Genomic DNA, 26,936 nt, shown 5'->3' on the forward strand with positions numbered 1-26,936 from the left:
CGCTCCACCACCGGCCACCACGGGCGGTCCGGAGGCGGAGGCGGATAGTCCGGATAGCACGGATCGTCAGGAATGACCCTTGTCCAGGCGCGCGAGCAGCAGGTTCGGGTCGGTCTGGGTCGTGTAGGCCGCACTGGGCACGTAGACCTTGTCGCGGCGCACGGCCACGGACGTGGGGTTGGACAGGCCCGCCTCGGAGTTCAGCAGGATGGAGTGCGTACCGTCGGGGCGGACGAGGGCGACCTGGCTGGTCGGGTGGAGGGCCGCGATGGCGGAGCCGCCGGGGCCGGGGAAGGCGAAGTCGTCGATCCCGGCCACTCCGGTGGCCCGGGTCTCGATCGCTCCGGCGGAGCCGTCCTTGTTCACCGGGATGCGCAGCAGGGTGCCGCGGTCGCTGTTGGACACCCACACGGCGCCCCGGTGGACCTTGATGCCGTTGGCGCCGACGGAGCCTGCCGGTTCCAGGGCGGTGCCGGTGGCCCAGGTGGTCACGGTGGCGTCGTCGAGCGAGATCCGCCACACCTTGCCGAGCACGGAGTCGGCGGCGTAGAGCACGCCGTGCTTCTTGTCGAGGGCGAGGCCGTTGGCGAAGCTGCCGGCCGGCAGCGCGGCGAAGAGTTCGACCGCGCCGTCGGGGGCGATCCGGTAGACACCGGTCGGCACGCCCGTCTGCTCCTCGTGCCCGGTGAGGTAGTTGACGTACAGCGACCCGTCGCCGGTCCGCACGATGCCCATGGCGAGCGCGGCGCCGATCAGCGGTGTGGCCGGGTCCGTGACGGCGGGCAGGGTGGCGACGGGCTGCGTGTCCCCGTTCTCGGCGACCCGGACGACCTTCCCCGCGAAGGCGAACGTCAGATTGGCCGAGCCGTCGGGCTCCAGCGCGATGTTCTCCGGCGTCTCGCCCGCCTGGAAGTCGAAGTGCGCCACGATGCGCGGGTCCGAAAGCGTGAGCGACGACGCGGGCGGCTCGACGGCTGTGAAGGCCGGGGAGGCGGTGGCGGTGGCGGTGGAAGCGGTGGCGGTGGAAGCGAGGACGGTGAGGGCGACTGCGGCCACACCGGTGCAGGCGACGCGCGGGAAGCGGACCAGACGGGGCAAGGGGAATCTCCTTCTCGACCCCGGCGGCGGTGCCGGGGGTACCGGACGCGACGAAGGTCCAGAAGAACATGACGGATCGTCAGCCATGGTCATTCGTGCGGGGAGCGGCGCACAGATCGCCCGGCTGGCCGAGGGGACGACGGGCGTGTGCTGCCTGTCCTTCTCGTCTGCGTACTACCTGGGGAGTACGCCGCGAACGCTACGCCGGGGTGACGCGGGTGACGGCGGGCGCGCACTAGCGTTGCCGTATGGAAGAGCAGCGTGAGCGCCCGGGTCCTCCCTGGCGGCGATGGGTGGAGCGGACCGGGCGGGGCCCGGCCTGGCGCTCGGTGCTGCTCGTCGCCGTCTTCGCACAGGTGGCCTCCGGCTGGGCCGCGCGGGAGCAGACCGGGCGGGTGGGGCTCGACGCGTTCGCGCGGCTCCTGCTGCTGCTCGGGCCGGCCCTGCTGCTGGCCCGGCACCGGCATCCGGTGGCCGTGGCGTACGGGGTCAGCGCCGTCACCCTGGTGTACATCGGCGCGGGATATCCGTACGGCCCCGTGTTCGTCAGCCTGGCACTGGCCTGTTTCGCCGCTGTCGTCGCCGGACACCGCAGAGCCGCCTGGGGAGCCGTGGGGCTGCTGTGGGCCGGGCACCTGCTGATCGTCCACTGGCTGTACCGGTGGCTCCCGCCGGCCGGGGACGGCCCGGCGCCCTGGGGGCAGGAGCTGGCCATCACCGCGTGGGTGCTCGCGATGCTGGCCGTGGCCGAGCTGGTCCGAGTGCGGCGGGAGCAGTGGGCCCGCGAGCGGGCCGAGCGGGCCGCCGCCGAGCGGCGCCGGGTGAACGAGGAGCGGCTGCGCATCGCCCGGGAGCTGCACGACGTCCTGGCCCACAGCATTTCGGTGATCAACGTGCAGGCGGGCGTCGGGCTGGCCCTGCTCGACACCGACCCCGAGCAGGCCCGTACGGCGCTGACCACCATCAAGGCCGCCAGCAAGGAGGCTCTGGGCGAGGTCCGGCAGGTCCTGGACACCCTGCGCACCCCCGGTGACGCGCCCCGCACCCCCGCCCCCGGTCTCGACCGCCTTCCCGAGCTCGTCGAGCAGGCCGCGGCGGCCGGGCTGGCCGTGGAGGTGTCGGCCGGGGGGACTGCGCGGGCCTTGCCGCCCGGCGCGGACCTGGCCGCCTTCAGGATCCTGCAGGAGGCGCTGACGAATGTCGTACGGCACTCGGGGGCGCGCACCGCGCGCGTCGGCCTCATATGGCAGCCGAGCGCGCTGGAGCTGCGCGTGGACGACGACGGCCCGGCCGCGGGCGGCGCCGCGGGCGGCAGTGGGAACGGGCTCGTGGGCATGCGGGAGCGGGCTGCCGCCCTGGGTGGCACGATCGAGGCCGGCCCGCGTCCCGACGGGGGGTTCCGGGTGGTCGCGAGGCTGCCGCTGAAGGCCGCCACGCCCCAGGAGGACCCGTGATCCGTGTGCTGCTCGCCGACGACCAGCTGCTCGTCCGGGCAGGGTTCCGGGCGCTGCTCTCGGCGCAGCCCGACATCGAGGTGGCCGGTGAGGCGGCCGACGGGGACGAGGCCGTCCGGATCGTGCGGGAGCTGCGCCCCGACGTCGTTCTCATGGACATCCGGATGCCGGTGCTGGACGGGCTCGCCGCCACCCGGCGGATCACCGAGGACCCGGAGCTGGGCGGCGTCAGGGTGGTCATGCTCACCACCTTCGAGCTCGACGAGTACGTCTTCGAGGCGATCCGGTCGGGTGCCTCGGGCTTCCTCGTCAAGGACACCGAACCGGAGGAACTGCTGCGAGCGGTCCGGGCGGTGGTGGAGGGCGACGCGCTGCTGTCCCCGGGTGTGACCCGCAGGCTGATCGCGGAGTTCGCGGCCCGCTCGAAGCGGCCCGCGGCCGCGGCGGACCTGGGCCGGCTCACGGACCGGGAACGGGAGGTGATGGCGCTGGTGGGCATGGGCCTGTCCAACGAGGAGATCGCCCGCCGGCTGGTCGTCAGCCCCCTCACCGCCAAGACGCACGTCAGCCGGACGATGGTCAAGCTCGGCGCCCGGGACCGCGCCCAGCTGGTGGTCCTGGCCTACGAGTCGGGGCTCGTACGGCCGGGCTGGCTCGGCTGACGGGGGCCCCGTACTCCCCCGGCGGTACGCAGGGTGCAGCCGGCCGTACGACGACCCGGACCCCCTCCCGGAGCGAGTCTCGGAGTGAGACGAAACGTCCGCACTTCCGAGGAGATGAACCGAGATGAACACCCTCACCACCCTCGCGCACGACGGGCCCGGCCCGTGGATCCTGTTCTTCCCGCTCATCTGGGCGGCGGTCGCGATCGGCGCCGTGGCCGTGCTGCGCCGCACCGTGTGGCGCGGCCGCCGCGGGCCGTGGCAGGCCCGGGGAGCGGCCTACGGCGAGCGGTCGCCGATCGGGATCCTGGGGCGGCGCTTCGCGTCCGGCGAGATCGACGAGGACGAGTACTGGCGGCGGCTGTCCGTGCTGGACGAGCAGTTCGGCCCCGCGTCCAAGGGCGGCGCGGCCTGACCCCCGCCGTCGCCCCCTCCGTCGCCCCCGCCCGGGCCCGCCCGCCGCGCCGGAGACGCCGCGTTGAGTGCTGCTGTACCTGGGTACACCCCTGCCCGGTTGCCAGGTGCAATGGCCCGGGCCGCTCCGCCCGGCATCGTCGTCCGTGCAGTACACGGTCAACGAAGCGGAGCGGAGCGGGACATGGAGACGGTCGAGGACGTCGGGGCGGCGCGGACGCAGCGGACGCAGCGGACGCGACGGACACCGCGGACACCGCGGATAGGGGGAACAGCGGGCGCATTCCTCGCGGTGGCGTTCGTGGCGGCGGGTGCGCTGGGGACGGTGCAGCAGGCCGCCGGGGTACCCGCCGAGGTGATCCAGCTGACGCAGTTCGGACCAGCCGCCGGGGTGGCCGCGCTCGCGCTGGTCCAGCGCGACCGGGTCACCCGGCTGATCCGCGGCGCCGGTCAGCGACAGACCGGGCGCGGCGCGGCGCTGCTCGCCACGGCTCCGCTGATCACCGCGCTGGCGGTCCTGGCCCACCTGCTGACCCGAAACGGCTCGGCTGAGGGCTGGTTCACCCGCCCCGGCTCCCTGCAGCACTCCTTCGCGCTGATCGTCGTGGCGCAGCTGGTCGGGGCGTGCGCCGAGGAGATCGGCTGGCGCTGTCTCCTGCAGCCGCTGCTGCGCACCCGCTTCGGTGTGCTCGCTTCCTCGGTCACGGTGGGCGTGCTGTGGGGGCTGTGGCACGTGCCGGTCTTCGCGCGGCGCCCGGAGTACGCGGCGGCCTTCCTCCTCGCGACCGTGGCCATGTCGGTGGTGCTGGGCCTCGCGCTCGAGGGGACGGGCGGGGCGTACCGGCTGCTGCTCGCGGGCGGCTTCCACACACTGGTCAACCTCGGCATGCTGCTCTTCCTGGACGAGGAGTCCGGAGCCGTCCTGCCGATGGTCTGCTTCGGGGCGGCATGCCTGCTCGCGGCCCTGCCGTGGGTCGCGAGGGCACGCTCCGGGACCGGTTCGGCGGCGACTACCCTGCACGGGACATGAGTTCGACATCCCGTTCCCTGACCGCCGCCTGGCGCTGCCAGCTGGCGAGTCTGTCAGCGGTGGCCGCGGCATTCGCCGGGGCGGGCGTGTTCGGGGCCCTGCTGCTCCTGCCCGCGGGCCTCGGCGGGCGGCTGCTTCCGGCCGCGGCCGGCGCGCTGCGCCGCCGGTCCGACCGCTCCCGTGAGCGGGCCGGGACGTGGTCGGGAGTGCGGATCGGCCCGCCGGAGCCCCTCCCCCGCGCGCCCCGGGCCGTCCTCGCCGAGGAGGGCTTCTGGCGTGACCTGAGGTGGGCCTGGCTGGAGCCGTGGGCCGGAGGGCTGCTGGTCGCCGTCCCGCTCGCCCTCATCGAGTACGGGGCGTTCGGCGCGTTCGTCCAGCCCTTCGTCTGGCGCCGCCTCGGCGAAGGCAACTGGTACGCCTTCGTACGCGTGGACAGCGCTCCCGCGATGCTCGCGGCGCTGGCGCTGGGAGTCGCCTTCATGGTTCTCGGAGTGGCCGTCGCACCCCGCGTCCTGCGCCTGCACGCCCGCTGGAGCCGCCTGCTCCTCGCCGCACCCCGCAGCACCGAACTCGCGCACCGCATCGAGCAGCTGACCGACGGGCGGACGGCCGCCCTGGAGTCGCAGGCGGCCGAACTGCGGCGCATCGAGAGGGATCTGCACGACGGCGCCCAGGCCCGGCTCGTCGCCCTGGGCATGCGGCTCGACTCCGCCACCAGGCTGCTGGATCGGGACCCGGCGGCCGCCCGTACCGAACTGCTGGAAGTACGGGCCCTGTCGGCGCGGGCGCTCGAGGACCTGCGCGACCTGGTCCGGGGCATCCAGCCGCCGGTGCTCACCGACCGCGGACTGGGTGACGCGCTGCGCTCGCTGGCGCTCGACAGCTTCCTCGACGTGCGGGTCGAGGCCGGCCTGCCGGGGCGGCCCGCCGCGCCCGTGGAGTCGGCCGCCTACTTCGCGGTCAACGAGCTGCTGGCCAACGCGGCGAAGCACGCCCGCGCCGACCGCGTCGACATCGTCGTCGAGCACCACGGCGGCCGGGACCCGCGGCTGCGCGTGACCGTCACCGACGACGGCCGCGGCGGCGCGGACCCCGCCGAGGGGACCGGGCTGCTCGGCGTCCGGGGGCGGTTGGCTACCTTCGACGGGACCCTCGCCCTGCACAGCCCGCCGGGCGGGCCGACCACCGTGACGTTGGAGATTCCGTGCGCCTTGTCCTCGCCGAAGACCTCTTCCTCCTGAGGGACGGGCTGGAGCGCACCCTCCGGGAGCACGGCTTCGACATAGTGGCCTCCGTGGACAACGGCCCCTCCCTGCTGCGCGCGCTGCTGGAGGAGGCCCCGGACGTCGCGGTCGTCGACGTGCGCCTGCCGCCGACGCTGACCGACGAGGGCCTCCAGGCCGCGCTGGAAGCCCGCCGGCAGCGTCCCGGGCTGCCCGTCCTCGTGCTCTCGCAGTACGTCGACCAGCTCTATGCCAACGAATTGCTGGCCGGCGACGAGGGAGGCGTCGGATACCTCCTCAAGGACCGGGTCACCGACACCGGTCAGTTCGTCGACGCGGTACGCCGGGTGGCCGCAGGCGGCACCGTCCTGGACCAGCAGGTGGTTTCCAGGCTGCTCTCGCGCGGCGACGCCCGGGGAACCATCGCGAGCCTCACCGCGCGGGAGCGGGACGTGCTGGAGCTGATGGCGGAGGGCCGGTCCAACGCCGCGATCGCGCTCGCCCTGCACGTCAGCGAGAGCGCCGTCGCCAAGCACACGGCGGGCATCTTCGCCAAGCTGCGGATCGCCCCGTGCGCCGAGGACAACCGGCGGGTCCTCGCGGTGCTCGCCTACCTGCGCCGCTGAGGCGCGCAGGGCGTCGGGGGCGTCACGGCAGGTCCCCCGTGGGCGTATCCACGGTGTACACGTGGGGATCGTCGGCATCCCACTCGAGCAGCTCCGAGCCGCCGAGGACCACGTCGTCGGGGTCGGGCATCCCGGCCCGCCGGAGGAACTCGATGACGTCCTCGTCCGAGCGGGCCACTCCGAGGGACTCCTCGCCGCCCGCGGTCCGCAGCGTGACCTGCCGGCCTCCCGACGGGAAGATCCGGTGGACGACGACCGGTGCATGATGCATGTCTCCAGCCTCTCCCCCTCGGCCGGGCGCGGCACCCCGGGGGACCCCGCTCAGGGGGTGCGGACCGCGACGGCGCGCGGGACGCGGACGGCCGAGGGCGCGGGGTAGGTCGCCGCCTCGGCCCGCATCACCTCTTCGATCTCCGCCTTGAAGGCGGGCTCGAAGAGGTCGACGTCCAGCAGCAGCCGCAGCCCCGCCACGGTCGGGTCGAGAAGCGGGCGGGCCATCCGGGAGCCGCCGCCGCAGACGCCCCTGAAGCCCGTCCGGACCGTGTCCCTCCGTACGGCCAGCCGGTCTTCGAGGCCCGCCGTCGTGAGACCGGCGAGCACGGCGAGCTCGGTGAGGAACCTGCGGGCCCCGAGGGCCATCTCCTCGGCACCCTGGAGCGTCTGGACGGAGCCGCCCGCCACCTTGAAGTCGTCGCTGGTCCGCTTGAGGCCGCGGGCCTCGTACACGGCGAGCGACTCCTCGAAGAGGCTGCCCGCCTCGTCGACCGCCTTCATCGCCGCCACCAGCTGGTCGATGCCGATCTCGCGCTCCACGCTGCCTCCTGATCCGGAACTGTGCTGCACAGACCGTAGGAGTCAAAGCCTCCGCTACGGAACACCTGTGCCGGAGAGAGATCGGGAAGTCACCGGACCGTCACCACCCGCCGCCGGCTCCCCAAAGCCGGGCGGCGGGCGGCGTGCTCCGCGAACAGCCCCCCGGGCGGCCCCGGGACGGGGATACTCGGACGCGTGGAACTGCACATCGATCACCGCTGGTTGCTGGAGCGGCAGGAGTCACTGTTCAAGGACGTGGCGGTGGCCGACCACTCCGCGCTGGTCGCCGCCGTGGCCCGGCACCGGGTGAACACGCCCAGCCTGGACGTGGACGACCCCGACGCGTACTGGCGCGCGGCCGCCCTCCTGGAGGCGATCGTCCTGCTCCGCCCGCTCCCCGACTCCAACGAGTTCTTCGGCTACGGGGTCGCCGTCGCCTACATCGAGGCGTCCGGCAAGGCGGTGGAGGCCCCGTACGAGCAGTGGCGCGACCTCATCACCGACATCCGCCTGCTCCGCGCGACCGTCTTCGACGTGGCCGCGCGCCTGCGCTCCTGGCAGCCCGCGCCGTAGCCCCCGGGCCGGTCAGCGCCGGCGCTGGGCGGGGGTGCCCACCAGCAGGGCGTCGGAGACGAGGCGCGCGCCGCGGGCCAGGCGCCCCAGCTGGTCGAGCTCGACGGCGTACATCCGGATCGTGTTCTCGATGACCGACTCGGCGACGCCCAGCGTGGGCAGCTCGGCCCGGCTGGTCTGCAGGGCCACCCGTACCGCCCGCATCTCGTGCTGGAGCTGGAGCTGGACGTGCCGGGCCAGCAGGGCGTGGTGGCGGGTCAGGGTGAGGTAGCTGCCGTAGCGGGCGGGGAGCAGGTCCCGCAGCCAGCGCGTGGCCGTGCGCTCCCAGTCGTGGGTTCCGGGGGCCTTGACCTGCAGGGGCCAGTCCGGGCTGCGCGTGATGGTGGCCGTCAGGGGCATTCTCGTCACTTCCGAGGGGTGTCGAACTCTGATCGAGAGGCAAGGGGGGCGGCCTCGGTCCAGGGGTTGACCGAGGCCGCCGGGGGCGCCCTGCGGGATCCGAAGGCCTGAACTCGACGCGCGGTCGCGGCGTGAGGAGGTCGTCGCGACCGCGCGTCCGTTCAGGAGGGGGTCTTCCTCCTCGGCATCTGATGGATCCGGAGCGCCGCCGTCAGTAAACATATATACCGTCGAGTAGGCAAGAGTATGAAAAATTTCATGCACCTCGAAGGCTGAATATCCCCCTGGTCAGGACCGTGCGAATCCGCCCCGATCAGCCCTTAAAGAAAGAACCCGTGCTGGTCGGCCACCTGCTCGTAATCCTCCAGACGCGCCTGGGTGCGCTCGGGGTCCGCGTCGGCCATCGACTGGAGCAGGGCCGCGGAGAGCATGCCGGGGGCCGCGTACGAATCGAACACCAGACGCGAGCCGGTACCCGCCTTCAGGGTCACGTCCGCCTCGTCCACGAGCGGGCCGAGCGTCGGATCAGTGATCAGGACGACGCGCAGCCCCGTGGTGCGGGCGGCCCGGACGGCGGCCAGGGTCTCCTTGGCGTGCCGCGGCATGGCGAAGGCCAGGACCCAGGTCCCGCCGGCCGCCTTGGACTGGAGCAGCGCGTCGTAGGCCACGCTGCCGCCGCGGGTCACCAGGCGCACGTCGGGGTGGATGCGCCGGGCCGCGTAGGCGAAGTACTCGGCCAGGGACACCGAGATGCGCAGGCCGAGGACGGTCAGCGGCACCGAGGCGGCGAGCTCGCGGCCGATGTCCAGGACCTGGTTGGTGTCGGCGAGCAGCCGGCGGACGTTCTCCAGGTTCTCGATCTCGGCGTCGACGGCGGCCTGCAGCTCGTTGCGGCGGATCTGCTCGCGGGTGTCCGGGGCGCCGGCCACGGCGCTCAGGGCGATGGGCTGGAGCACGTCGCGCAGCGCGGGGTAGCCGCTGAATCCCAGGGAGGCGGCGAAGCGGGTCACGGAGGGCTGGCTGACGCCGACCCGCTCGGCGAGTTCGGTGATCGACAGGAAGGCGGCCTCGGTGAGGTGGTCGATCAGGTACTGGGCGATCCGGCGCTGGCCAGGGGAGAGGCGGCGGCCGTCGAAGAGCGCGAGGAGCCGGTCGGCCGGGGGGCGGAATTCCTCCGGCGCACCCGACGCCTGCCCGCTCGGCTTGATCGCAGCCGCCTGAGCCCGTGCCTGCTGCCCCGATGACACCGGAAGGGCCTCCTTGACTCTGTCACTCACGCTCAAACATAGCTCACGCCCCGTGGCCGGCGAAGATCGGTCCGCGATGCGGGAGCCGCACGCGGCGGGACCCGCACACACCGGTGTGCGGGTCCCGTCCGGGCCGCTCGGGTCAGTTCGCGGCGGGGTTTTCCCAACGGTAGAACTCGTGGGCCATCGCGTCCTTCGGACTGCGCCACGTGTCGGGGTTGTGCGGGCTGACGTAGGCGGTGAGCCGGTCGCTGAGCTGCCGGAACTCGGGGTGGTCGGTGACCTGCGCGATGGCGGGCCCCGGTGGCCGGTCCGCCTCGATCAGGTGCATGTACACATCACCGAACTGGAACAGGCTGCGGCGCGTGACGCCGACCAGGTGCGGCAGTTCGCCGGCGTCCGAGTCGGCGAACAGTTCGGCGATGTCGGGGGCCGAGCCCGGCGCCATGCGGGCGACGATGAGAGCACGGTGCGTCTGGTTCATCGGGGGGTACTCGCCCTTCGTTTCAGAGACGGCTGACGGCGGGAGCGCGGTTCTCGCGTTCGCGCTGCTCGATCTTGTCCCGGATGAGCGCCATCTGGATCGGGGAGTTGCGGTTGATGTTGTCGGTCATCCACGCGTCGTCCACCGGCGCGTCCGGCTTCATCGCGAAGTCCTGGGTCCACTTCATCCGGGTGCCGCCCGGCACCTTGAAGTACTGCCAGTGGATGTCCATGTGCGCGAAGGGGCCGGTTTCCACCCGCCGGGCCCGGACCGTGAGGCTGTCGCGGTCCACGGTCCGCTCCGAGACCCAGCTCCACACCTTGCCGTTCTCGTCGGGGTGCATGGTCAGGCGGAACCGCGTGGTGGCCCCCTTCTGCTCCAGGATCTCCAGCGAGGCGTATTCGCTGAACAGCTGCGGCCAGTTGGGGAGGTCGTTGGTCATCTCCCACACGACGTCCACGGGCGCGTTGACGGTGATCTCGTTCTCGGTGTGTCCTGGCATGTCAGGCTCCTGTCATCAGGCTGTTGTTGACGAGGTCGAGGAACTCGCCGGGGGTCTTGCAGCGGTCGGCGTCGGTCGGCAGCGCCCGTCCGCGCCGGTTCTCCAGCTCGCCGACGATGCCGAGCAGGCCGAGCGAGTCCAGGCCGTACTCCTCGAAGGCGGAGTCCGGACGGCTCGCCAGCTCGGCGGGGTCGACGGTGATGCCGGCGGTCTTCATCAGGGCCGCCAGCTCCTCCAGGGTCAGTCGGTCGGACATGGTGCTTCTCTCTTCCTATGGGGGCCTGCGCGGCTCCTGCCGAACGCCGACCCTGGGGGTGGACTACGCGGCCGCCACAGGGCCTTTGCGCAGGACGAGCGCGGAGTTCGAGCCCATCCGGCCGCGGCTCAGCACGAGCGCGGTGCGCAGGTCCGCGGAGCGGGCACTGCCCGTGACGACGTCGAGGTCGTGGCACACGTCGTAGACGTTCGGGGTCGGCGGGACGATGCCGTGCTCCAGTGCCAGCACCGCGGCGGCGGTGTCGAGGGCGGGCGCCGCGCAGTACGCCCTGCCCGTACCGGTCTTCGGCGCCGTGACCGGCACCTCGCGCCCGTGGGCGCCGAGGGCGCTCGCGATCGCCGCCGCCTCGGCCGCGTCGGCCTGCGGCGTGCCGAGGGCGTCGGCGAAGACCACGTCGACCTCCTCCGGGGCGCAGCCGGCTTCGCGCAGCGCCCCGCGGATCGCGTGGGCCAGCCCTTCGCCGGCCTCGTCCGGCCGCCGGGTCCCGCTGAAGGTGGCGGCGTGGCCGGCCAGTACGGCGCGGACGGTGGCGCCCCGGCCGAGGGCCGCGGACTCGTCCTCGACGAGGAACATCGCGCCGCCCTCGGCGGGGACGTACCCGCAGGCCTTGGCGGTGAACGGCCGGTAGGCGCGCTCCGGGTCGTCGCGCGTGCTCAGGCCCTCGTACTCCAGCTGGCAGACGATGGAGTACGGCGCGAGGGGCGCCTCGGTCGCCCCGACGAGCATCGCCCGGCTGCCCTGGCGGATGGCGCGTGCGGCGTGCGCGAAGGCGTCGAGCCCGCCCGCCTCGTCGCTGGCGACGACCCCGCACGGCCCCTTGAGGCCGCGGCGGATGGAGATCTGGCCGGTGCTCGCGGCGTAGAACCAGGCGATCGACTGGTAGGGGCCGACGTAGCGGGGGCCCTGGTCCCAGAGCCGCTGCAGCTCGCGCTGCCCGAACTCGCCGCCGCCGGACCCGGCGGCCGTGACCACACCGACCGAGAAGGGGTCGTCCTCGTAGTCGGCCCGGCCGAGCCGGGCGTCCGCCAGGGCGAGGTCCGCCGCGGCGAGGGCGTGGTGGGTGAAGCGGTCGGTCTGGACGAGGAAGCGCTCCTCGACCATCGCGCCGGGGTCGAAGCCCCGTACCTCGCCCGCGACGCGCAGCGGAAGGTGCTCGCAGCCCGCCCGGGTGACGCGGTCCAGCACGCTGAGACCGGAGTGGGTGGCCTTCCAGAAGTCGTCGGCGCCGATGCCGTTCGGCGCGACGACCCCGATGCCCGTGATGACCGTACGGCGGGTCACGAGACCTCCTCCTTTGGCCGGGTCATGACCACGGCGGACTGGAATCCGCCGAAGCCGCTGCCGACCGAGAGCACGCTGCGCAGCGTGCGGCCGCGGGCGGTGCGGGGTACGTAGTCCAGGTCGCACTCGGGGTCCGGCGTCTCGTAGTTCGCCGTGGGGGGTACCACCTGGTGGGTCATGGCGAGCACGCAGGCCGCCAGTTCGATCGCCCCGATGGCGCCGAGGGAGTGACCGACCATGGACTTGATGGAGGTCATCGGCGTCTTGTAGGCGTGCTCGCCCAGGACCCGCTTGACGGCCGCCGTCTCGTGGCGGTCGTTCTGCTTGGTGCCGGATCCGTGCGCGTTGACGTAGTCGATGTCCTGGGCGTCGATCCCGGCCTCGTCCAGGGCCGTCTGGATGGCCCGTGCCATCTCCAGGCCCTCGGCGGTCAGCCCGGTCATGTGGTGGGCGTTGCCGAAGGTGGCGTAGCCCCCGATCTCGCAGTAGACGGTCGCACCGCGGGCGCGGGCGTGTTCCAGCTCTTCGAGTACGAGGACGGCGCCGCCCTCGCCGAGGACGAACCCGTCCCGGTCGGCGTCGAACGGCCGGGAGGCGTGGGCCGGGTCGTCGTTGTTCGGCGAGGTCGCCTTGATGGCGTCGAAGCAGGCCACGGTGATCGGCGATATGGGCGAGTCCGAGGCCCCGGCGATGCACACGTCCATCCGGCCCTCCGCGATGGAGTGCACGGCGTACCCGATGGCGTCGAGTCCGGAGGTGCAGCCGGTGGACACCGTCTGCACCGGGCCGCGGGCACCCGTCTGCTCCGCGACGGCCGAGGCGAGGGTGGCCGGCGTGAACGCCCGGTGCAGATGGGGCCCGGCGAACTTATGGTCCACGTCCCACCAGGCTCCCGACTGGCTCACGGCGACGTAGTCGTGCTCCAGACGGGTGGTCCCGCCGACGGCGGTACCCAGGGAGACGCCCGTGCGCCAGGCCTCGTCGGAGGTGAGGTCGAGCCCCGCGTCGAGCAGGGCCTCGCGGGCGGCGACCAGCGCGAACTGGATGTACCGGTCCGCCCGGGCCGCCTCGCCCTCGCCCAGGCCGTGCGCGGCGGGGTCGAAGTCGACCTCGGCGGCTATCCGGGAGCGGAACCCGGCCGGGTCGAAGAGGGTGATGCCGCGGGTCGCCGTACGCCCGTTGGCGAGCAGGTCCCAGAAGGCCGAGACGCCGATCCCGCCGGGAGCGACGACGCCGACCCCGGTGACCGCCACCCGGCGGCGGGTCACGAGACCGCTCCCGTGCGGTCCGGGGGCTGCTCCCAGGCGGTGCCCTCCGGGTGCGGGGCCTCTTCGGTGTCGACGTGGCCCAGTTCGGGGCGCGGGGCGAGCGGTCCCAGGTGGAAGACCATGCGGGCCTCGGTGTCGCCGACGTTGCGGAACCGGTGGCGCACGTTGAGCGGGACCAGCAGGCCCTGGTCGGTGCGCAGGGGGTGGGCCTCGCCGTCGAGGTCGACCTCCAGCCGGCCGGCGACCACGTACACGAACTCCTCGGAGTACGGGTGGTAGTGCTCGGCGATGGACTCCCCGGGGGCCATGACAGCCAGGCCCATGAAGCCGCTGGTGGAACCCACCGAGGTCGGGGTGAGCACGGCCCTCAGGTCGCCACCGCGCCGGCGGTTGGGCGGCGTCTCGCTGAGGTCGACGATGCGTGGGCGCTGTCTGGTCATAGCGGGTTCCTCCTGGCGTGTGGGGAGCCTGGACGGGCTGGGGGTGGGGGGACCGGGGGTCAGGACTGCGCGGAGGCCCGGCGGTCGGTGATCAGGTTCATCGTGTGGCGGGCGGCGCTGGTCCGCTCGCCGGGCGTGGCCGTCAGCCGGTCCAGTACGGCCGCCTTGCGCGGGCCGCGCACCCCCAGGATGCTGTCGGGCTCGGCGTCGAGCGGGCCGCGCACGTCGACGAGGCGGACGACGATGTCGTCGCGCTGGAAGATGCTGCTGCTCCGTACGGGGCTCTCCGGGCGGTGCGCGGCCGCCTCGTCCTGGCGGGCGAGGAAGCGGGCCAGCGCCTGGCCGCAGCCGGGCTTGGCCGGGTAGTACAGCGCGTGGCGCGTGACGTCCTCGGCGTCCGCTTCCCCGGCGGCGATGTGGTGGACGGCGGGGAGCGCCGCCCGCATGAAGAACATGCGGGCCGACTCGGGGTCGTTCAGGTTCCTGTCCTGCTCCAGGTAGGGGTTGATGGCCTCTTCGACGGCCCGCACCTCGGGCTGCTCGGAGACGTGCCGCAGCGCTGCCATCAGGTCGCCCTGGACCTCCACCGTCCGTACGACCCGGTTGCCGTGCATGAAGAGGGAGGTCCGGCAGAGCCGGGTGTGGTCGTCCACGCGGGCGGCCGGGGAGGCGTAGCTGGAGAGGATGGCCGCGACCTGCTTCTCGCTGCCCGGTTTGACGGTGAAGGTGAGGGCGTGGCGGACGATGCCGGCGCCGAGGCGGGGCGCGCTCTGGAGCCGGACGGTGGCGGGCCGGGAGGCCTGGTCGTAGCTCCGGCCGGTCTCGCGCAGGACGGTGAACTTGAGCGGGCGCATGACGCGGGCGCAGGCGCCGAGCGGCTTGACCTGCTCGGCGTGGTGCTCGCTGTTGACCCATGCGAGGTACTGCGGCGCGCTCTCCCACTCGCTGGTGATCAGCCACTGGGAGGGGTTCTCGAAGGACTGGCACAGCTGGTCGCTGATGTGGCCCGGGATCGACGCGATGTCGTGGCGGAGCTGTTCGTACGCCTCGAAGAACCGCTGTTGGGCCCCCTCGTGGAGGTCCATCAGCAGGACGACCCGGAGCATGGAGCCGTCGAAGGCTGACTGCGACACCCGTTCGGACAGGGTGGTTGTCATCTACTCACTCCTTCATGAGGGGGTGGAGATCCATCGCGTACGGACCCCTCGTCCGTCACCGTGGCGTCCGCCCGGGCCGGCGGCCGTCTCGGTCGGGAACGGCGGGCCGGCGCATCTCAGGGGGAGCCGCTGTCGCTCATCGTCATCCGGGTGGGGACGTACCGCTACATGTCCGGATCAAGCGGGTGACAACCGGCGAATCAACCGGGCCTAATCGACGATCGGGGGCATAAAGAGTCCACTCCCCCACACAGAAAACAGGAGCCCGCAGCTGATGGAAGACAACGCCGATGTTCGCGTACCGGTTCTCGTCGTGGGCGGCTCCCTCGTGGGCCTGTCCACCTCGCTTTTCCTGAGCCGCCACGGAGTGAGGCACCTGCTGGTCGAGAAGCACTCCGGTACCTCGCCGCACCCGCGCGGCCGTGGCATCAACGCCCGGACCATGGAGCTCTTCCGCACCGCAGGGGCGGAGCACGCGATCCGCCGGGCGGCGTCCGCGCTGGAGGGGATTCAGGGCATTCTGCAAGCCCGGTCACTGACCGGCGGCGACCACAACTGGCTGATCAAGTCCGTCGACCCGTCCGGAGCCCTGCGCAAGTTCAGCCCGACCGGCTGGTGCCTGTGCAGCCAGAACAACATCGAGCCGGTGCTGGCCGCGCAGAGCCGCGCACAGGGGGCCGACATCCGGTTCTCCAGCGAGCTGATGAGCTTCGACCAGGACGAATCGGGGGTGACCGCCCTGGTGAAGAACCGCAAGACGGGCGAGCACACCACCGTGCGGGCCGATTTCCTGATCGCCGCCGACGGGCCGCGCAGCCCCGTGCGGGAGCAGCTGGCCATCCCCCAGACGGGTAACGGCGAGCTGTTCCACAACGTGAGCGTCACCTTCCGCTCGGAACGGCTCATCGACGTGCTGGGCGATCTCCGCTTCATCGTCTGCTACCTGATGCGGCCGGGGGCGGACGGGGCGCTGCTGCCGGTGGACAACGCGACGCAGTGGGTGTTCCACGCCCCCTGGCACCCGGACCGGGGCGAGACCCTGGAGGACTTCACCGACGAGCGGTGCGTGGAGCAGATCCGCAACGCCATCGGCGTGCCCGACCTGGACGTCGAGATCGGCGGCAAGGCTCCCTGGCACGCCGCCGAACGGGTGGCGGAGCGGTACGCGTCCGGCCGGCGGGTGTTCCTGGCCGGGGACGCGGCGCACGAGATGTCCCCGACCGGGGCCTTCGGCTCCAACACCGGCATCCAGGACGCGCACAACCTGGCCTGGAAGATCGCCGCGGTGCTGGACGGCGCGGCGGGCATCGGCCTCCTGGACAGCTACGAGACCGAGCGGCTGCCGGTGGCCAGGGCCACGAGCGAGCGGGCGTCGGCCCGTTCGGCCGAGCACAGCCACCCGGGCTACGCTCCGCCGCCCACCATGGGCGGCGGGCCGGGCAGCGGGATCCTGCCCACGGCGATGGGCTACTGCTACCCGCGGGGCGCGGTCGTCGGCGGCGATCCGGAACGGCCGATCATCCCCGAGGCGATGCGCCTGATGGGTGACACCGGCACCCGGGCCCCGCACATGTGGCTGCTCAGGGCCGGTGAGCGGATCTCCTCCCTGGACCTGTACGAGCGCTCGTTCGTGCTGCTCAGCGGCGTGGGAACGCCGTGGCGGGAGGCGGCCGAACGGGTGGCCCGGCAGCTGCCGGCCGTCCGGCTGGACGCCTACGCCATCGGCTCCGGGCCGGAAGCGGACCTGCTCCAGGAGATGGGCGCCGACTGGGCCGAGGTCCACGGGATGAACCCCGACGGCGCGGTGCTCGTGCGCCCTGACGGGTTCGTGGCATGGCGCTCGGAGGGCGCCGTCGCGGATCCCGGGGCGATGCTGCTCGAGGTCCTCACGACGGTGCTGCAGCGGAGGTGACCACTTCGCCTCCCTGTCCGCCGGCCCTGCGCCCGGTCGGCGGACGGGGTTCAGCGGCAGGCCCAGCAGCCTGCCCAGCAGCCGGCATCCGGGCGCGCCGTGCGCCGTCGGCCCGTTTCCTGCCCGGCGTCCCGCCCGCCGCCGTGCACCGTGGCGCGGGCATGGGCGGTGCGGCCGGCGTAGCAGGCGACCACGACGGCGATCGCCGCCAGTTCCTCGGGGCCGGCCAGGCCCCTCTCGACACGCAGCAGGCTCGATATAGGCACGTCGTTCGGCATCGGCACGGCCTCTCGTACGGGTGCTGTGCGCACGCCCCGCGACGGCGTGGAAGGCGGGCCGTCCCGGCTCCGGCGCGGGCTGCGCTCGGGCGGCTCGGCGCGCCTCGAGGGCGTGATCCGCATCTGCGTACGCCTCGTACTGTGCGTATCGCGCGGTTGCGCACCGGCCGGCGGAATCCTGTCGGGTCACCAGGACTCCTGACGCGACCGACGCTACAAGCGGGCGGCGGACCCGGCACGTTGGGCCGGCGGGGCCGCCGGGGCCTGCCCGCGGCCGCGGCGCCGTCGGGGGTCCGGCCGTGACCGGCCACGACGCCCTGCTCTGCCGGGGCTGCGCCGGACGGCTGTACGCCGTCTGCACCACCGACGCCGGCGGCGGCCGCAAGAGCCGCGGTGCGGCCGTCGGCGAGTGGGAGGTGGACCACGAGATGCCGGTGCTGTGCCCCCTTTCCGGGCTGTTGCCGCTGACCGGAACGGCGGCCGCCGTCCACGACCTCCCCGGTGCGCGCGAGGTCCTCGGCCCGCCGGTCTGAGGGGGCGCGGCGGGTTGGGCCATACGGGTGCGCTCCCGTCGGCCCGCCCGTCGATCCGGCCCGCCGGGCGAACCGACCGCGTTCGACGAATGAAGCCAGGCGGCCCGCAGGCTCCTTGCCGGTTCGATGTCTTGACGCCCGCAGTGGCGGGGAGCACAGTGTCCAGCGGCGCCGCTTGAGAGCGCTCTCAAGCAGACCGTCTCCCGGTACTTCCCCCGCACCGCGCCGCTTCACGGCGTTTCAGAGAGGGCACCCATGCGTCAGACATCCGACAGGAAACCGCCGGCCGGCCGGCGGGCCGTCTTAGCCGCACTCAGCACGATCGCGGTGGTCGCGGCCGCCTCGGTGGCGGTCGTCATGCCCGCCGGCGCCACGGCGCCCCCCACCCCGGCCGGCTGGTCCCGGGTCTTCCTGGACGACTTCAACGGGCCCGCCGGATCCGGCCTGAACACCACCGACTGGCAGTACACCACCGGTACGAGCTACCCCGGCGGGCCCGAGAGATTCGGCACCGGCGAGATAGAGACGATGACCGCCGACCCCGCCAACGTCTCCCTCGACGGGGCGGGCAACCTGCGCATCACCCCGCGGCGGGACGCGGCCGGCAACTGGACCTCCGGGCGCGTGGAGACCCGGCGTTCGGACTTCCAGCCCCCGGCGGGCGGCATCCTGCGCACCGAGGCCCGCATCCAGATGCCGAACGTCACGGGCCCGGCGGCCAAGGGCTATTGGCCGGCGTTCTGGATGCTCGGGGCTCCGTACCGGGGCAACTGGTGGAACTGGCCGGGAATCGGCGAGATCGACATCATGGAGAACGTCCAGGGCCTCAACAACGTCTGGGCGACCCTGCACTGCGGCACGAGCCCGGGCGGCCCCTGCAACGAGACGTCCGGCATCGGCGGCCAGCGGGTCTGCCCGGGCACCAGCTGCCAGGGCGGGTTCCACACGTACGCCGTCGAGTGGGACCGGTCGAAGGCCGTCGAGGAGATGCGCTTCTCGGTCGACGGGCTCCACTTCCACACCGTGCGCGCGGACCAGGTGGACGCGGCCACATGGACCAGCGCCACGAACCACGGCTACTTCATCATCCTCAACGTCGCCATGGGCGGCGGGTTCCCGGACGCCTTCGGCGGCGGCCCCGACGCGGGCACCGAGCCGGGCCACCCCATGGTCGTCGACTACGTGTCCGTGCTCCGGTCGGCGGCCGGGACGCCCACGACGCCGCCGCCCACCACTCCCCCGCCGACGACCCCTCCGGCGGGCAACCGTGACGCGTACGCCACCATCCAGGCCGAGTCGTACGACGGCCAGGCCGGACTGGTCAAGGAGACCACCTCCGACACCGGCGGCGGCCAGAACCTCGGCGCCATCGCCAACGGCGACTGGGCCGTGTACCGGGGCGTCGACTTCGGGTCCACGGCGGCCCGGCAGTTCTACGGCCGGGTCGCCTCCGGTGCCGCCGGCGCGGTCAGCGGACTCGTCGAAGTCCGGCTGGACAGCCGTACCGGCGCGCCGATCGGGAGCTTCTCGGTGGGCAACACCGGCGGCTGGCAGAGCTGGCGGACGGTGCCGGCGAACATCAGCGCGGTCACGGGCACCCACGACGTGTACGTGACCTTCACCAGCGGCCAGGGCGCCGACTTCGTGAACGTCAACTGGTTCGGCTTCGGCCACTGACCGGCATCCCGGGGGCCGGCGGTCCGGGTTACCCTGCTGCCACGGGCCAGCGCCCGCGGACACCAGGAGGAGCGCCCGTGCCGGAACAGCGTCCCGGGGAGCGCCCCACCCTGGAGGCGGTCGCGGCGCGCGCCGGGGTGTCCCGGGCCACCGCGTCCCGCGTCGTGAACGGCGGCGACGGGGTCCGCGCCCACCTGGTGGAGAAGGTGCGCGAGGCCATCCGGCACCTGGGCTACGTGCCCAACCCCGCCGCCCGGGCCCTGGTCACCCGGCGCACCGGCGCCGTCGCGGTGATCATCGCCGAGCCGGAGGTCCGGATCTTCTCCGACCCGTTCTTCTCCCGGCAGGTGCGCGGCATCAGCAAGGAACTGACGGCGCACGACACGCAGTTGGTGCTCCTGCTGGTGGAGGACCGGACGGACTACGACCGGATCGAGCGCTATCTGGCGGGCGGCCACGTCGACGGAGCGCTCGCCTTCTCGCTGCACACCGACGATCCGCTGCCCGCGATCATCCGGCGCATCGGCATGCCCACGGTGTACGGCGGCAGGCCCGGCTGGACCGCCGGGCCCGGGAAGCCGGGCGAGGCCGACGGCGAGGTCGCGTACGTGGACGCGGACAACCGCGGAGGCGCACGCGCGGCCGTACGGTACCTGCTGGCGCGGGGCCGTGAGCGGATCGCGCACATCGCCGGCCCGCTCGACCAGACATCCGCGGCCGACCGGCTGAGCGGCTACCGGGACGTCCTGCCCCGGGCGGATCCCGCGCTGGTCGCCGAGGGGGACTTCACGGTGGCGGGCGGGGCACGTGCGATGGCCGAACTGCTGGACCGCCGGACCGGGATCGACGCCGTGTTCGCGGCGAACGACCTGATGGCGACGGGCGCGCTGCGGGTGCTGCGGGAGCGGGGCCGCACGGTACCCGGCGATGTGGCGGTGATCGGCTTCGACGACGCCGAGCTGGTGGCGGAGAGCGCCGATCCGCCGCTGACGACCGTACGCCAGGACATCGAGGGGATGGGACGCCTGATGGCGCGGCTGCTACTGGACTCGCTGGGAGGCGCGGAATGCCGGGAGCACCCCGCGTCCGGCCCGGTGATCACTTCCACCGAGCTGGTCCGGCGGGTGTCGGCCTGAGGCCTGAGGCCGGGAGCCGGGAGCCGGAACGCCGGCTGGAACCCTGGGTGGAACGCCGGATGCCGGGACCGCCCGTCGGCGTGCCCCGGCACCGGCTTGCTGCCCGTCAGCGTCCCGGGCACTGCTTCCACGAGAAGTGGTAGACGCTGTTGATGCCGCCGTCGGTCGAGTCGAGCGCCATGAAGCTGGTCTCCGCCGGGTCGGAGGTTCCGACCTCGGCGCGCAGCTCCGTGTTGATGTTGAAGTTGCGCTGCTCCCCGCAGGGTGCGAAGACCAGCGCCTCCACGCCCGTGGTGTCGGTGGCCTGCCAGTTGTCCTCGAACGCGCCGTTGAACCTGTGGGTGCGCTGGGCCGTCTGGCTCATGCCCTGGAAGTAGTAGCTCGCCTTCTGCGTGCCGATCGCCCCCGGCTGGAGGCTGCCGAAGCCCCGGTAGTCGACCTGGGCCACGGCGTAGGTGTAGCCCTGGGGGACGTGGACGACGAGGGAGAGTTGACAGTTCTTGCGGCCTTCGACGGCGGGGGCGCCGCCGCCGGCCTGGGCCACGTACTCGCTGTAGGTGACGGTGAAGGCCGTGTTGTCCGGCGCCACGGCGACGGCGGCGCTGCCTGGACGGCAGCCCGATCCGTTGACGGAGGCGACGTCCACGGTCACCTGGTCGGAGGGAGCCTTGGCTGAGGGTGCCGAGGCGGAGGCCCCGGCCGAGGGGCTGAGCGTGACGAGAGCTGCGGTCACGGCGGCTGCGGTGAATCCGGTACGGAGCGACTTGATCACGTCGACATGGATAGCCGCCCGCGGCGGTCGCGTACGGCCGGCGGGTACGGGGTCTCACCTCCATGGCCGCACCGGTTCACCCCGGAAACGATTCATCCGGCCGAATCCATCGGCCGGATGGCTCCACGTCGCGTCGCATCGACCTGATTGACCCGGTTCCTCCTAATATCTGGCGAATCCACCGGAGATCCAGAGGAGTTCCATGTCCCGCGCGCACCGCTCCGCCGCCGCGTCCGCCTGGGTGATCGCCTCCGCCCTGGTGCTCACGGCGGTGTCTCCCGCTCCGCAGCCGGGCCCCGCCGGGCGGGCCGCGCGAGCCGAGGCAGCAGAGGCAGCCGTGATCGGCGAGGACCACGCCCGGGCTCACGCGCGGCTGCGCGAGGCGGCCAAGGGCACCCAGGGCTATCCGCAGACGAAGCGCACGGCGAGCCTGACCGCGCTGCGGGAATCGCAGATGACGACCAACGCACGGTTTCCGGCAGCGGAGTTCGGCCGGTTCACACAGTTCTTCCCCTCCCCCGACTTCGGCGTGCACGCGGCCCAGCTGCCGACGGGCAAAGTGCTGCTGTTCTCCTTCGAGCGCACGGAGGAGGACCCCACCAAGGAGACCGGGCCCACGAACACGGTGGGCCGGACCAATGCGGGCCGCGCCTACCTCTGGGACCCGGCCAGGGGGACCGGTGCGCAGGCCTTCAAGAAGGTGGCGCCGCCCGTGGTCCTGATGCCCGACGGCCGCTACGCCCCGCGCCCGGCGCCGTTCTTCTGCGCCGGGCACGCGTACCTCCCCAACGGGATGGTCGGCGTCTTCGGCGGCAACGTCGGCGGCAAGGGCGGCAGCGGCGCCAGGCTGTCCTTCGTGTTCGACCCGTGGACCGAGACCTGGTACCGCAACCGGGACATGTCCGTGGGCCGCTGGTACCCCTCGGTCGTCACCGGGGCGGACGGGCGCCAGATCATCATGTCCGGCCAGTCCGAACGCGGTACGGGCACCCCCACCCCGGTGGTCGAGCGCTTCCCGGCGCTGCGCCATCCCGTCCCCCGGAGGCCGTTCGACATCCCGCTGGACCTCGCCTCGCAGCGGCTGCGGTCGGACGCCCCGTTCCGCAACGACTACCCGCACCTCTTCTCGCTGCGGGACGGGATGATCTACGGGCTGGGCCGCGACGCCGACCAGCAGTGGCTGTTCGACCCGGTCAAGGAGGTGCGCACCGACCTGCCGCGGCGGCCCGCCGACTTCCGCGGGTACGGCTCCGCCGTGCCGCTCCCGGCCGGATTCCGGGGGCCGGACTCCGTCCTGGTGCTCGGCGGCGACCCGCGCGACCCGCTCACCTACCGGCTGTCCGGCGGCCGGTGGACCATCGAGGAGCCGCGCGCCTTCGGGCGGACGCAGGACGACACCCTGATCCTGCCGGACGGCACGCTGCTGACCGTCAACGGGGCGCTGGACACCCGGGACTACGGAAACGGGCCCTTCAACCCGAAGGCCGACCTGAAGTACCGGCAGATCGAGCTGCGCGACGCGCGCGGCCGCTGGCGGCTCGGTCCGGCCCAGCGGCTGCCCCGCGGCTACCACTCCAACGCCCTGATCATGCCCGACGGCCGCATGATGGTCACCGGGGACGAGCTCCAGCAGATCGCCAACGACCCCGACATGAAGGACGGGATGGACGGCAGCATCGAGCTCTACGAGCCCGCCTACCTGCACCGCGGCCCCCGGCCGGCCCTCGACCGGGTCCCGGCGGGCGAACTCGCCCACGACGCGGCCTTCGAGGTCGCGAGCTCGACGCCGAAGGACGTGGCGCGCGCCGTACTGCTGGCGCCGACGACCATCACCCACTCGGTGAACACCAGCCAGCGCCACCTGGAGCTGCGGCTCACCGGCGTACGGGGCACCGCGGTCGGGCTGCGGACCCCGCCGACCGCCGCCGACGCGCCGCCCGGGTACTACATGCTGTTCCTGCTCAACGCGAAGGGCGTGCCCAGCACGGCGAAGTGGGTGAAGCTGGGGCTGCGCTGAGCGTCATGTCCCGGGCGGCGGCTCGATCTGGCGGGCGCGGGCGTCGGGGTGGCGGGCGTGTGCCTCATGCTGTTCACCGCGAGCGCTTCGCTCGACCTCCTCGGGGTGCTCGCCTCCGTCGCCGCCATGGCCATGTCCTCGCTCGGCTACGTCCTCGCCAAGCGGTGGAGCGGCGGAGCCGACGTCCTCGCCTCCACCTCCTGGCAGCTGCTGGGCGGCGGACTGGTGCTGCTGCCGCTCGCAGTGGCCGTGGAGGGCGCGCCCCGCCCGCGCTCGACGGCCCGGCCCTGCTGGGGTTCGGCTACGTCACCGTGGTGGCGACGGCGCTCGCCTTCGCCGCCTGGTTCGCGGGCCTGCGGCACCTGCCCGCCGGTACGGTCGGCCTGCTCGGCCTGCTCAATCCGGTGACGGAGTCCTGCTGGGCACGGCGGTCGCGGGCGAGACGCTCAGCTACCGGCAGCTGTGCGGGCTGGCGCTCACCCTGGCGGGCGTGCTCCTCGGCCGCCCGGCCGGCCGGAGGAGGGGAAGCCCGGTCCGGCCTGGTGGAATCGCACCACGGCCGCGCGCCCGGAGGTCCGTACGAGGCCGGTGAAGGGGCCCGGGGCCAGGACCGCGTCGTACGGGTCCAGGGCGACGGCCCGGCCCCGGGCCGCGTCGAGCACCGCCGGTCCCTCCAGGGCGACGACCAGCAGGGTCTCGCCCGCCGGAGCGCCGAGGCGGAGGCGGCCCCGTACGACGGCGGTGTCCGCCGCCGCGGCGCCACGGCGGTACATCACGTTGAAGTTGACCACGGGCCCGCCCAGGAGCCGGCACTCCGTCGGCGCGTCCCCGGCGAAGTCCTGCGGGGCGAACCGCTCGTCCACGAGTCGGTGCGCGCCCGCCACGGTGAGGTCCATGCCCGCGCCTTCGGCGAGGGTCAGGGTGCGGTCGACGCCGGGGAACGCCGAGAACGGTCCGTCGGCGGCGACCTCGGCGAGACTCACCCGCCAGGCGAAGTCCCCGGTACCGGCGCCCTCGGGCCATGCGGCGATCTCGCGGGTGACTCCCCCGCCGTTCTTCCAGGCGGTGGCGGTACGGTCGGCCGCCCGCAGGACGCTGAACCCGTCGGCTCCGCTCACGCCGGCGACCCGGCCAGCCGCTCGCGCAGTTCCGCCGCGTCGGCGAGGAACCACGTGTGGGTCCCGCGGTTGCACTCGCGGACGAAGTCGCGCAGCGCCGAACTGGCCTCCGTGTGGCGGGAGATGTCGCCCAGGACGACGAGGCCGACCCGGTACTGGACGAACTTCTGGATGATCGCGCCGGCGACGCGGGTGCTCAGCCGGAAGAACGCGTCGTCGAACCGCTCGGCGGGAATGACGGCCCACCGGGCGCCCTGGTAGCCGGCGTTGCCGATGCAGTCGAGGGCCTCGCGTTCACCGGCGATGACCTCGCCCTCGGCCTCGCACATCAGCACGGACACGTCGTTGATCGTCTGCAGGGTGCTCATGGAGGCCGAGGCTACTTCAGGCGTCCTTCTCCATGGTGGGGCGCAGTCGCTCCAACAGGCCGTAGAGCGTGGCGCTCTCGGCCTCGTCGAGGGTGTCGAGCGCGCCGTGGGTCACCTGCATCTCCTCCCGGACGCGGCGGATGACCTCGCGGCCCGCTTCCGTGGCCACGACGTTCTTGACGCGGCGGTCGGCGGGGTCCGCCTCGCGGCGCACCAGCTCGCGGGCCTCGAGGCGGTCGACGATGCCGGTCACGTTCGACGCGTCGCAGACCAGCAGCCTGGCGAGCCCGCGCATCGGCACGGGGCCGTCGAGCTGGGCGAGGACCCTGGCCTGGGTGGAGGTGAGGCCGTGGTGGGCGGCGGCCGCCGCGAAGTCGCGCCACTGGGCCGTGCCGATGGCGGCGAGCAGCTCCAGCAGCTGCAGCTTGGCGGGGGCTGTGTGCGGGGCGGTGCCGCTCTTACCGGACATGACTCGAGCCTACCCAGAATGGTTGACATTATCAATTGTTTACTTGACCACCTTAACTATCCGCGTCTACCGTCGACGGAGTTACTTGATGACATCAAACATCTGCGTTCTTAAGCTCTGAAGCCCGAAGAGGTCCAGCCAGCCATGAGCACACCCTCCCCCTCCGCCGCGACGGCAGCCGGGCGACGGAACGAGACGGTCATCGTCTTCGCCCTGAGCCTCGCCGCCATGGTCGTGTCGATGATGCAGACCCTGCCGGTCCCGATCCTCGGCCTGATCCGCGACGACCTCGGCACCTCCACCGCCAACGTGAGCTGGGTGACCACCGCCACCCTGCTGTCCGCGGCCGTCTTCACCCCGCTGCTGGGCCGCTTCGGCGACCAGCGCGGCAAGAAGCCGACCCTGGTGGCCGTGCTCGGCGTCATGGTCATCGGCTCCGTGATCGCCGCGCTGGCGACCTCGCTGCCCCTGCTGATCCTGGGCCGGGTGCTCCAGGGCGCCGCCACCGCGATCTTCCCGCTGGCCCTGTCCGTCCTGCGCGAGGAAGTCCGGCCGCAGAAGCTGCCCGGTGCGATGGCGCTGGTCAGCGGCACGCTCGCGTTCGGCAGCGGCCTCGCGCTCGTCGCCACCGGCCTGCTCACCTCGGGCTCGGACGCCGACTACCGCAACGCCTTCTGGATGGCGACCGGCTTCGCGGCCCTCGCCCTGCTCGCCGTGGTCCTCCTGGTCCCCGCGACCCGCCACAAGACCGGCGGCCGCACCGACTTCCTCGGCGCCCTGACCCTCGGCATCGCCCTGCTGCTGCTCCTGCTGCCGATCTCCCAGGGCCACGAGTGGGGCTGGGCCTCCGCCCGCACGCTCGGCAGCTTCGCCGGCGCGGCCGTCATGACCGCCGTCTGGGTCCTGGTCGAGCGCAAGGTCAGCGAGCCGCTCGTCGACATGCGGATGTTCGTCCACCGCCCGGTGCTCATGGCCAACCTGGCCGGCATCCTCGTCGGCTTCGGCATGTTCGCGAACTTCCTGGGCGTCTCCTACCTCGTCCAGATGCCCGAGGCCCTGGCGGGCTACGGCTTCGACGCGTCGATCCTGCGCGCCTCCGTGCAGTTCCTGCTGCCCGGCGCCATCGTCTCGCTGCTGGCCTCGCCCATCGGCGGCCGGCTCGTCCGCCACCGCGGGCCGCGCGCGGCCCTGGGCCTGGCCGCCGTGCTCGGCGCCGTCGGGTTCGCCTGGCTGGCCCTGGACCACCGGCACAGCGCCTCGGTGATCGGCGCCGGTCTGGTCGTCGGTGCGGCCGTCAGCTTCGGCTACGCGGCCATGCCGGCCGTGATCATGGCCAGCGTCCCGCACCACCAGAGCGGCATCGCCAACGGCATCAACTCGATCTCCCGCTCGACGGGCAGCGCGATCGGAAGCGCCATCGTGACCACGATCCTGGCGTCCAAGACCATCGAACACCTGCCGCCGGGCGTCCCCGCGCTGCCCGCCGAGTCCGGTTTCACCCTCACCTTCGGGATCGGCGCCGCCGCGTTCGCGCTGGTCGCCGTGATCAGCCGGTTCGGCCTGCGCGGCGGCCACGGAACCGTGACCGCGGCCGCCGCGGCTCGGCCGGCGGCGGCGCGGAAGACCGGCAGGGCGGAGACGAGCGAGAAGGCCGACGCCGCCGCCTGAGGCGCGTGTCGCTCGCGCCGGGCGGGCGGGCCTGCCTTGC

At 73.1% G+C, this 26,936-nt stretch carries 30 protein-coding genes and 1 pseudogene; 14 read left to right on the plus strand and 17 right to left on the minus strand.

The window, feature by feature from the left end:
• Positions 1 to 66 precede the first annotated feature (66 nt).
• A complete protein-coding gene (locus ACIPUC_RS08690; RefSeq protein WP_446587782.1) occupies positions 67 to 1,098 on the minus strand; it encodes an SMP-30/gluconolactonase/LRE family protein in 1,032 nt (343 codons plus the stop codon).
• Positions 1,099 to 1,346: 248 nt separating this feature from the next.
• Here ACIPUC_RS08690 and ACIPUC_RS08695 point away from each other — a divergent pair, with 248 nt between their 5' ends.
• The 6 genes from ACIPUC_RS08695 to ACIPUC_RS08720 all read left to right on the plus strand — a co-directional run bounded on the left by ACIPUC_RS08695 (position 1,347) and on the right by ACIPUC_RS08720 (position 6,507).
• Positions 1,347 to 2,552, plus strand: a complete 1,206-nt coding sequence (locus tag ACIPUC_RS08695) for a sensor histidine kinase (RefSeq protein WP_446587784.1) — start codon at positions 1,347 to 1,349, stop codon at positions 2,550 to 2,552.
• Positions 2,549 to 3,214, plus strand: a complete 666-nt coding sequence (locus tag ACIPUC_RS08700; protein WP_446587786.1) for a response regulator — start codon at positions 2,549 to 2,551, stop codon at positions 3,212 to 3,214. The genes ACIPUC_RS08695 and ACIPUC_RS08700 overlap by 4 nt, the downstream gene beginning before the upstream one ends.
• Positions 3,215 to 3,338: 124 nt before the next feature.
• Positions 3,339 to 3,629, plus strand: coding sequence for an SHOCT domain-containing protein (locus tag ACIPUC_RS08705; protein WP_446587788.1), 291 nt, complete (start codon positions 3,339 to 3,341; stop codon positions 3,627 to 3,629).
• 183 nt (positions 3,630 to 3,812) lie between these two features.
• The gene (locus ACIPUC_RS08710; RefSeq protein ID WP_446587790.1) at positions 3,813 to 4,658 is read left to right on the plus strand and encodes a CPBP family intramembrane glutamic endopeptidase; all 846 of its coding nucleotides are present in this window, start codon (positions 3,813 to 3,815) and stop codon (positions 4,656 to 4,658) included.
• Positions 4,655 to 5,899: a sensor histidine kinase gene (locus ACIPUC_RS08715; protein ID WP_446587792.1), complete on the plus strand. Its 1,245-nt coding sequence runs from the start codon at positions 4,655 to 4,657 to the stop codon at positions 5,897 to 5,899. Before ACIPUC_RS08710 ends, ACIPUC_RS08715 begins: the two co-directional genes overlap by 4 nt.
• On the plus strand, positions 5,863 to 6,507 hold the full coding sequence (locus ACIPUC_RS08720; RefSeq protein ID WP_446587794.1) for a response regulator transcription factor: 645 nt from the start codon (positions 5,863 to 5,865) through the stop codon (positions 6,505 to 6,507). Before ACIPUC_RS08715 ends, ACIPUC_RS08720 begins: the two co-directional genes overlap by 37 nt.
• A 22-nt stretch (positions 6,508 to 6,529) precedes the next feature.
• Here ACIPUC_RS08720 and ACIPUC_RS08725 read toward each other — a convergent pair whose 3' ends face one another.
• Together ACIPUC_RS08725 and ACIPUC_RS08730 are read right to left on the minus strand one after the other, a co-directional pair.
• Positions 6,530 to 6,778 (minus strand): hypothetical protein, encoded by a 249-nt coding sequence (locus ACIPUC_RS08725; RefSeq protein ID WP_446587796.1) that lies wholly within the window; start codon positions 6,776 to 6,778, stop codon positions 6,530 to 6,532.
• Positions 6,779 to 6,828: 50 nt separating this feature from the next.
• Positions 6,829 to 7,320, minus strand: a complete 492-nt coding sequence (locus ACIPUC_RS08730; protein WP_446587798.1) for a hypothetical protein — start codon at positions 7,318 to 7,320, stop codon at positions 6,829 to 6,831.
• A 195-nt stretch (positions 7,321 to 7,515) separates the two neighbouring features.
• Between ACIPUC_RS08730 and ACIPUC_RS08735 the strand changes: the two genes are divergently transcribed.
• Entirely contained in the window at positions 7,516 to 7,893 is a 378-nt protein-coding gene (locus ACIPUC_RS08735) for a toxin Doc (protein ID WP_446587800.1), read from the plus strand.
• Between the two features lie 12 nt (positions 7,894 to 7,905).
• On the opposite strand, the gene ACIPUC_RS08740 is transcribed toward ACIPUC_RS08735, so the two are convergent.
• The 9 genes from ACIPUC_RS08740 to ACIPUC_RS08780 form a co-directional block, all read right to left on the minus strand.
• Positions 7,906 to 8,292 (minus strand): hypothetical protein, encoded by a 387-nt coding sequence (locus ACIPUC_RS08740; RefSeq protein ID WP_446588880.1) that lies wholly within the window; start codon positions 8,290 to 8,292, stop codon positions 7,906 to 7,908.
• Positions 8,293 to 8,612: 320 nt separating this feature from the next.
• Positions 8,613 to 9,539 carry a MurR/RpiR family transcriptional regulator gene (locus tag ACIPUC_RS08745; protein WP_446588882.1) on the minus strand — a complete coding sequence of 309 codons (927 nt, stop codon included), beginning with the start codon at positions 9,537 to 9,539 and terminating at the stop codon, positions 8,613 to 8,615.
• Positions 9,540 to 9,681: 142 nt separating this feature from the next.
• Entirely contained in the window at positions 9,682 to 10,023 is a 342-nt protein-coding gene (locus ACIPUC_RS08750; RefSeq protein WP_446587802.1) for a TcmI family type II polyketide cyclase, read from the minus strand.
• 22 nt (positions 10,024 to 10,045) lie between these two features.
• Positions 10,046 to 10,525: an SRPBCC family protein gene (locus tag ACIPUC_RS08755; RefSeq protein ID WP_446587804.1), complete on the minus strand. Its 480-nt coding sequence runs from the start codon at positions 10,523 to 10,525 to the stop codon at positions 10,046 to 10,048.
• Between the two features lies 1 nt (position 10,526).
• Positions 10,527 to 10,781 carry an acyl carrier protein gene (locus tag ACIPUC_RS08760; RefSeq protein ID WP_446587806.1) on the minus strand — a complete coding sequence of 85 codons (255 nt, stop codon included), beginning with the start codon at positions 10,779 to 10,781 and terminating at the stop codon, positions 10,527 to 10,529.
• A 63-nt stretch (positions 10,782 to 10,844) separates the two neighbouring features.
• A complete protein-coding gene (locus tag ACIPUC_RS08765; protein WP_446587808.1) occupies positions 10,845 to 12,083 on the minus strand; it encodes a beta-ketoacyl synthase N-terminal-like domain-containing protein in 1,239 nt (412 codons plus the stop codon).
• Positions 12,080 to 13,351 (minus strand): beta-ketoacyl-[acyl-carrier-protein] synthase family protein, encoded by a 1,272-nt coding sequence (locus tag ACIPUC_RS08770; protein ID WP_446587810.1) that lies wholly within the window; start codon positions 13,349 to 13,351, stop codon positions 12,080 to 12,082. Before ACIPUC_RS08770 ends, ACIPUC_RS08765 begins: the two co-directional genes overlap by 4 nt.
• Positions 13,348 to 13,791, minus strand: coding sequence for a cupin domain-containing protein (locus tag ACIPUC_RS08775; protein ID WP_362595774.1), 444 nt, complete (start codon positions 13,789 to 13,791; stop codon positions 13,348 to 13,350). Before ACIPUC_RS08775 ends, ACIPUC_RS08770 begins: the two co-directional genes overlap by 4 nt.
• Positions 13,792 to 13,850: 59 nt before the next feature.
• Complete coding sequence (locus tag ACIPUC_RS08780) at positions 13,851 to 14,948, minus strand: SchA/CurD-like domain-containing protein (RefSeq protein ID WP_446587812.1); 1,098 nt, start codon at positions 14,946 to 14,948, stop codon at positions 13,851 to 13,853.
• Between the two features lie 274 nt (positions 14,949 to 15,222).
• Here ACIPUC_RS08780 and ACIPUC_RS08785 point away from each other — a divergent pair, with 274 nt between their 5' ends.
• Positions 15,223 to 16,860: an FAD-dependent monooxygenase gene (locus ACIPUC_RS08785; protein ID WP_446587814.1), complete on the plus strand. Its 1,638-nt coding sequence runs from the start codon at positions 15,223 to 15,225 to the stop codon at positions 16,858 to 16,860.
• Between the two features lie 50 nt (positions 16,861 to 16,910).
• Here ACIPUC_RS08785 and ACIPUC_RS08790 read toward each other — a convergent pair whose 3' ends face one another.
• The gene (locus ACIPUC_RS08790) at positions 16,911 to 17,126 is read right to left on the minus strand and encodes an acyl-CoA carboxylase subunit epsilon (protein ID WP_446587816.1); all 216 of its coding nucleotides are present in this window, start codon (positions 17,124 to 17,126) and stop codon (positions 16,911 to 16,913) included.
• A gap of 311 nt (positions 17,127 to 17,437) precedes the next feature.
• Between ACIPUC_RS08790 and ACIPUC_RS08795 the strand changes: the two genes are divergently transcribed.
• From ACIPUC_RS08795 to ACIPUC_RS08805, 3 genes are all read left to right on the plus strand, one after another.
• Complete coding sequence (locus ACIPUC_RS08795) at positions 17,438 to 17,671, plus strand: hypothetical protein (protein WP_446587818.1); 234 nt, start codon at positions 17,438 to 17,440, stop codon at positions 17,669 to 17,671.
• Between the two features lie 255 nt (positions 17,672 to 17,926).
• Entirely contained in the window at positions 17,927 to 19,348 is a 1,422-nt protein-coding gene (locus ACIPUC_RS08800; RefSeq protein WP_446587820.1) for a glycoside hydrolase family 16 protein, read from the plus strand.
• 77 nt (positions 19,349 to 19,425) lie between these two features.
• Positions 19,426 to 20,484 (plus strand): LacI family DNA-binding transcriptional regulator, encoded by a 1,059-nt coding sequence (locus tag ACIPUC_RS08805; RefSeq protein WP_446587822.1) that lies wholly within the window; start codon positions 19,426 to 19,428, stop codon positions 20,482 to 20,484.
• 106 nt (positions 20,485 to 20,590) lie between these two features.
• On the opposite strand, the gene ACIPUC_RS08810 is transcribed toward ACIPUC_RS08805, so the two are convergent.
• The gene (locus tag ACIPUC_RS08810; protein WP_446587824.1) at positions 20,591 to 21,256 is read right to left on the minus strand and encodes a DUF4360 domain-containing protein; all 666 of its coding nucleotides are present in this window, start codon (positions 21,254 to 21,256) and stop codon (positions 20,591 to 20,593) included.
• Between the two features lie 202 nt (positions 21,257 to 21,458).
• Here ACIPUC_RS08810 and ACIPUC_RS08815 point away from each other — a divergent pair, with 202 nt between their 5' ends.
• Together ACIPUC_RS08815 and ACIPUC_RS08820 are read left to right on the plus strand one after the other, a co-directional pair.
• Positions 21,459 to 23,273: a galactose oxidase-like domain-containing protein gene (locus tag ACIPUC_RS08815; protein WP_446587826.1), complete on the plus strand. Its 1,815-nt coding sequence runs from the start codon at positions 21,459 to 21,461 to the stop codon at positions 23,271 to 23,273.
• Positions 23,274 to 23,282: 9 nt separating this feature from the next.
• Positions 23,283 to 23,865: pseudogene (locus ACIPUC_RS08820) on the plus strand (DMT family transporter); the annotation flags it as partial.
• Here ACIPUC_RS08820 and ACIPUC_RS08825 read toward each other — a convergent pair.
• The 3 genes from ACIPUC_RS08825 to ACIPUC_RS08835 are packed head-to-tail and all read right to left on the minus strand — an operon-like array spanning position 23,750 to position 25,228.
• Positions 23,750 to 24,391: a HutD/Ves family protein gene (locus ACIPUC_RS08825; RefSeq protein ID WP_446587828.1), complete on the minus strand. Its 642-nt coding sequence runs from the start codon at positions 24,389 to 24,391 to the stop codon at positions 23,750 to 23,752. The pseudogene ACIPUC_RS08820 and the gene ACIPUC_RS08825 sit on opposite strands and share 116 nt — an antisense overlap.
• Positions 24,388 to 24,759 carry a DUF4180 domain-containing protein gene (locus ACIPUC_RS08830; protein ID WP_446587830.1) on the minus strand — a complete coding sequence of 124 codons (372 nt, stop codon included), beginning with the start codon at positions 24,757 to 24,759 and terminating at the stop codon, positions 24,388 to 24,390. The genes ACIPUC_RS08825 and ACIPUC_RS08830 overlap by 4 nt, the downstream gene beginning before the upstream one ends.
• Positions 24,760 to 24,775: 16 nt before the next feature.
• Positions 24,776 to 25,228, minus strand: coding sequence for a MarR family winged helix-turn-helix transcriptional regulator (locus tag ACIPUC_RS08835; protein WP_446587832.1), 453 nt, complete (start codon positions 25,226 to 25,228; stop codon positions 24,776 to 24,778).
• Between the two features lie 144 nt (positions 25,229 to 25,372).
• Here ACIPUC_RS08835 and ACIPUC_RS08840 point away from each other — a divergent pair, with 144 nt between their 5' ends.
• Positions 25,373 to 26,896: an MFS transporter gene (locus ACIPUC_RS08840; RefSeq protein ID WP_446587834.1), complete on the plus strand. Its 1,524-nt coding sequence runs from the start codon at positions 25,373 to 25,375 to the stop codon at positions 26,894 to 26,896.
• The last annotated feature ends 40 nt before the right edge of the window (positions 26,897 to 26,936 follow it).

This window comes from Streptomyces sp. LARHCF249 (genome assembly GCF_052871255.1).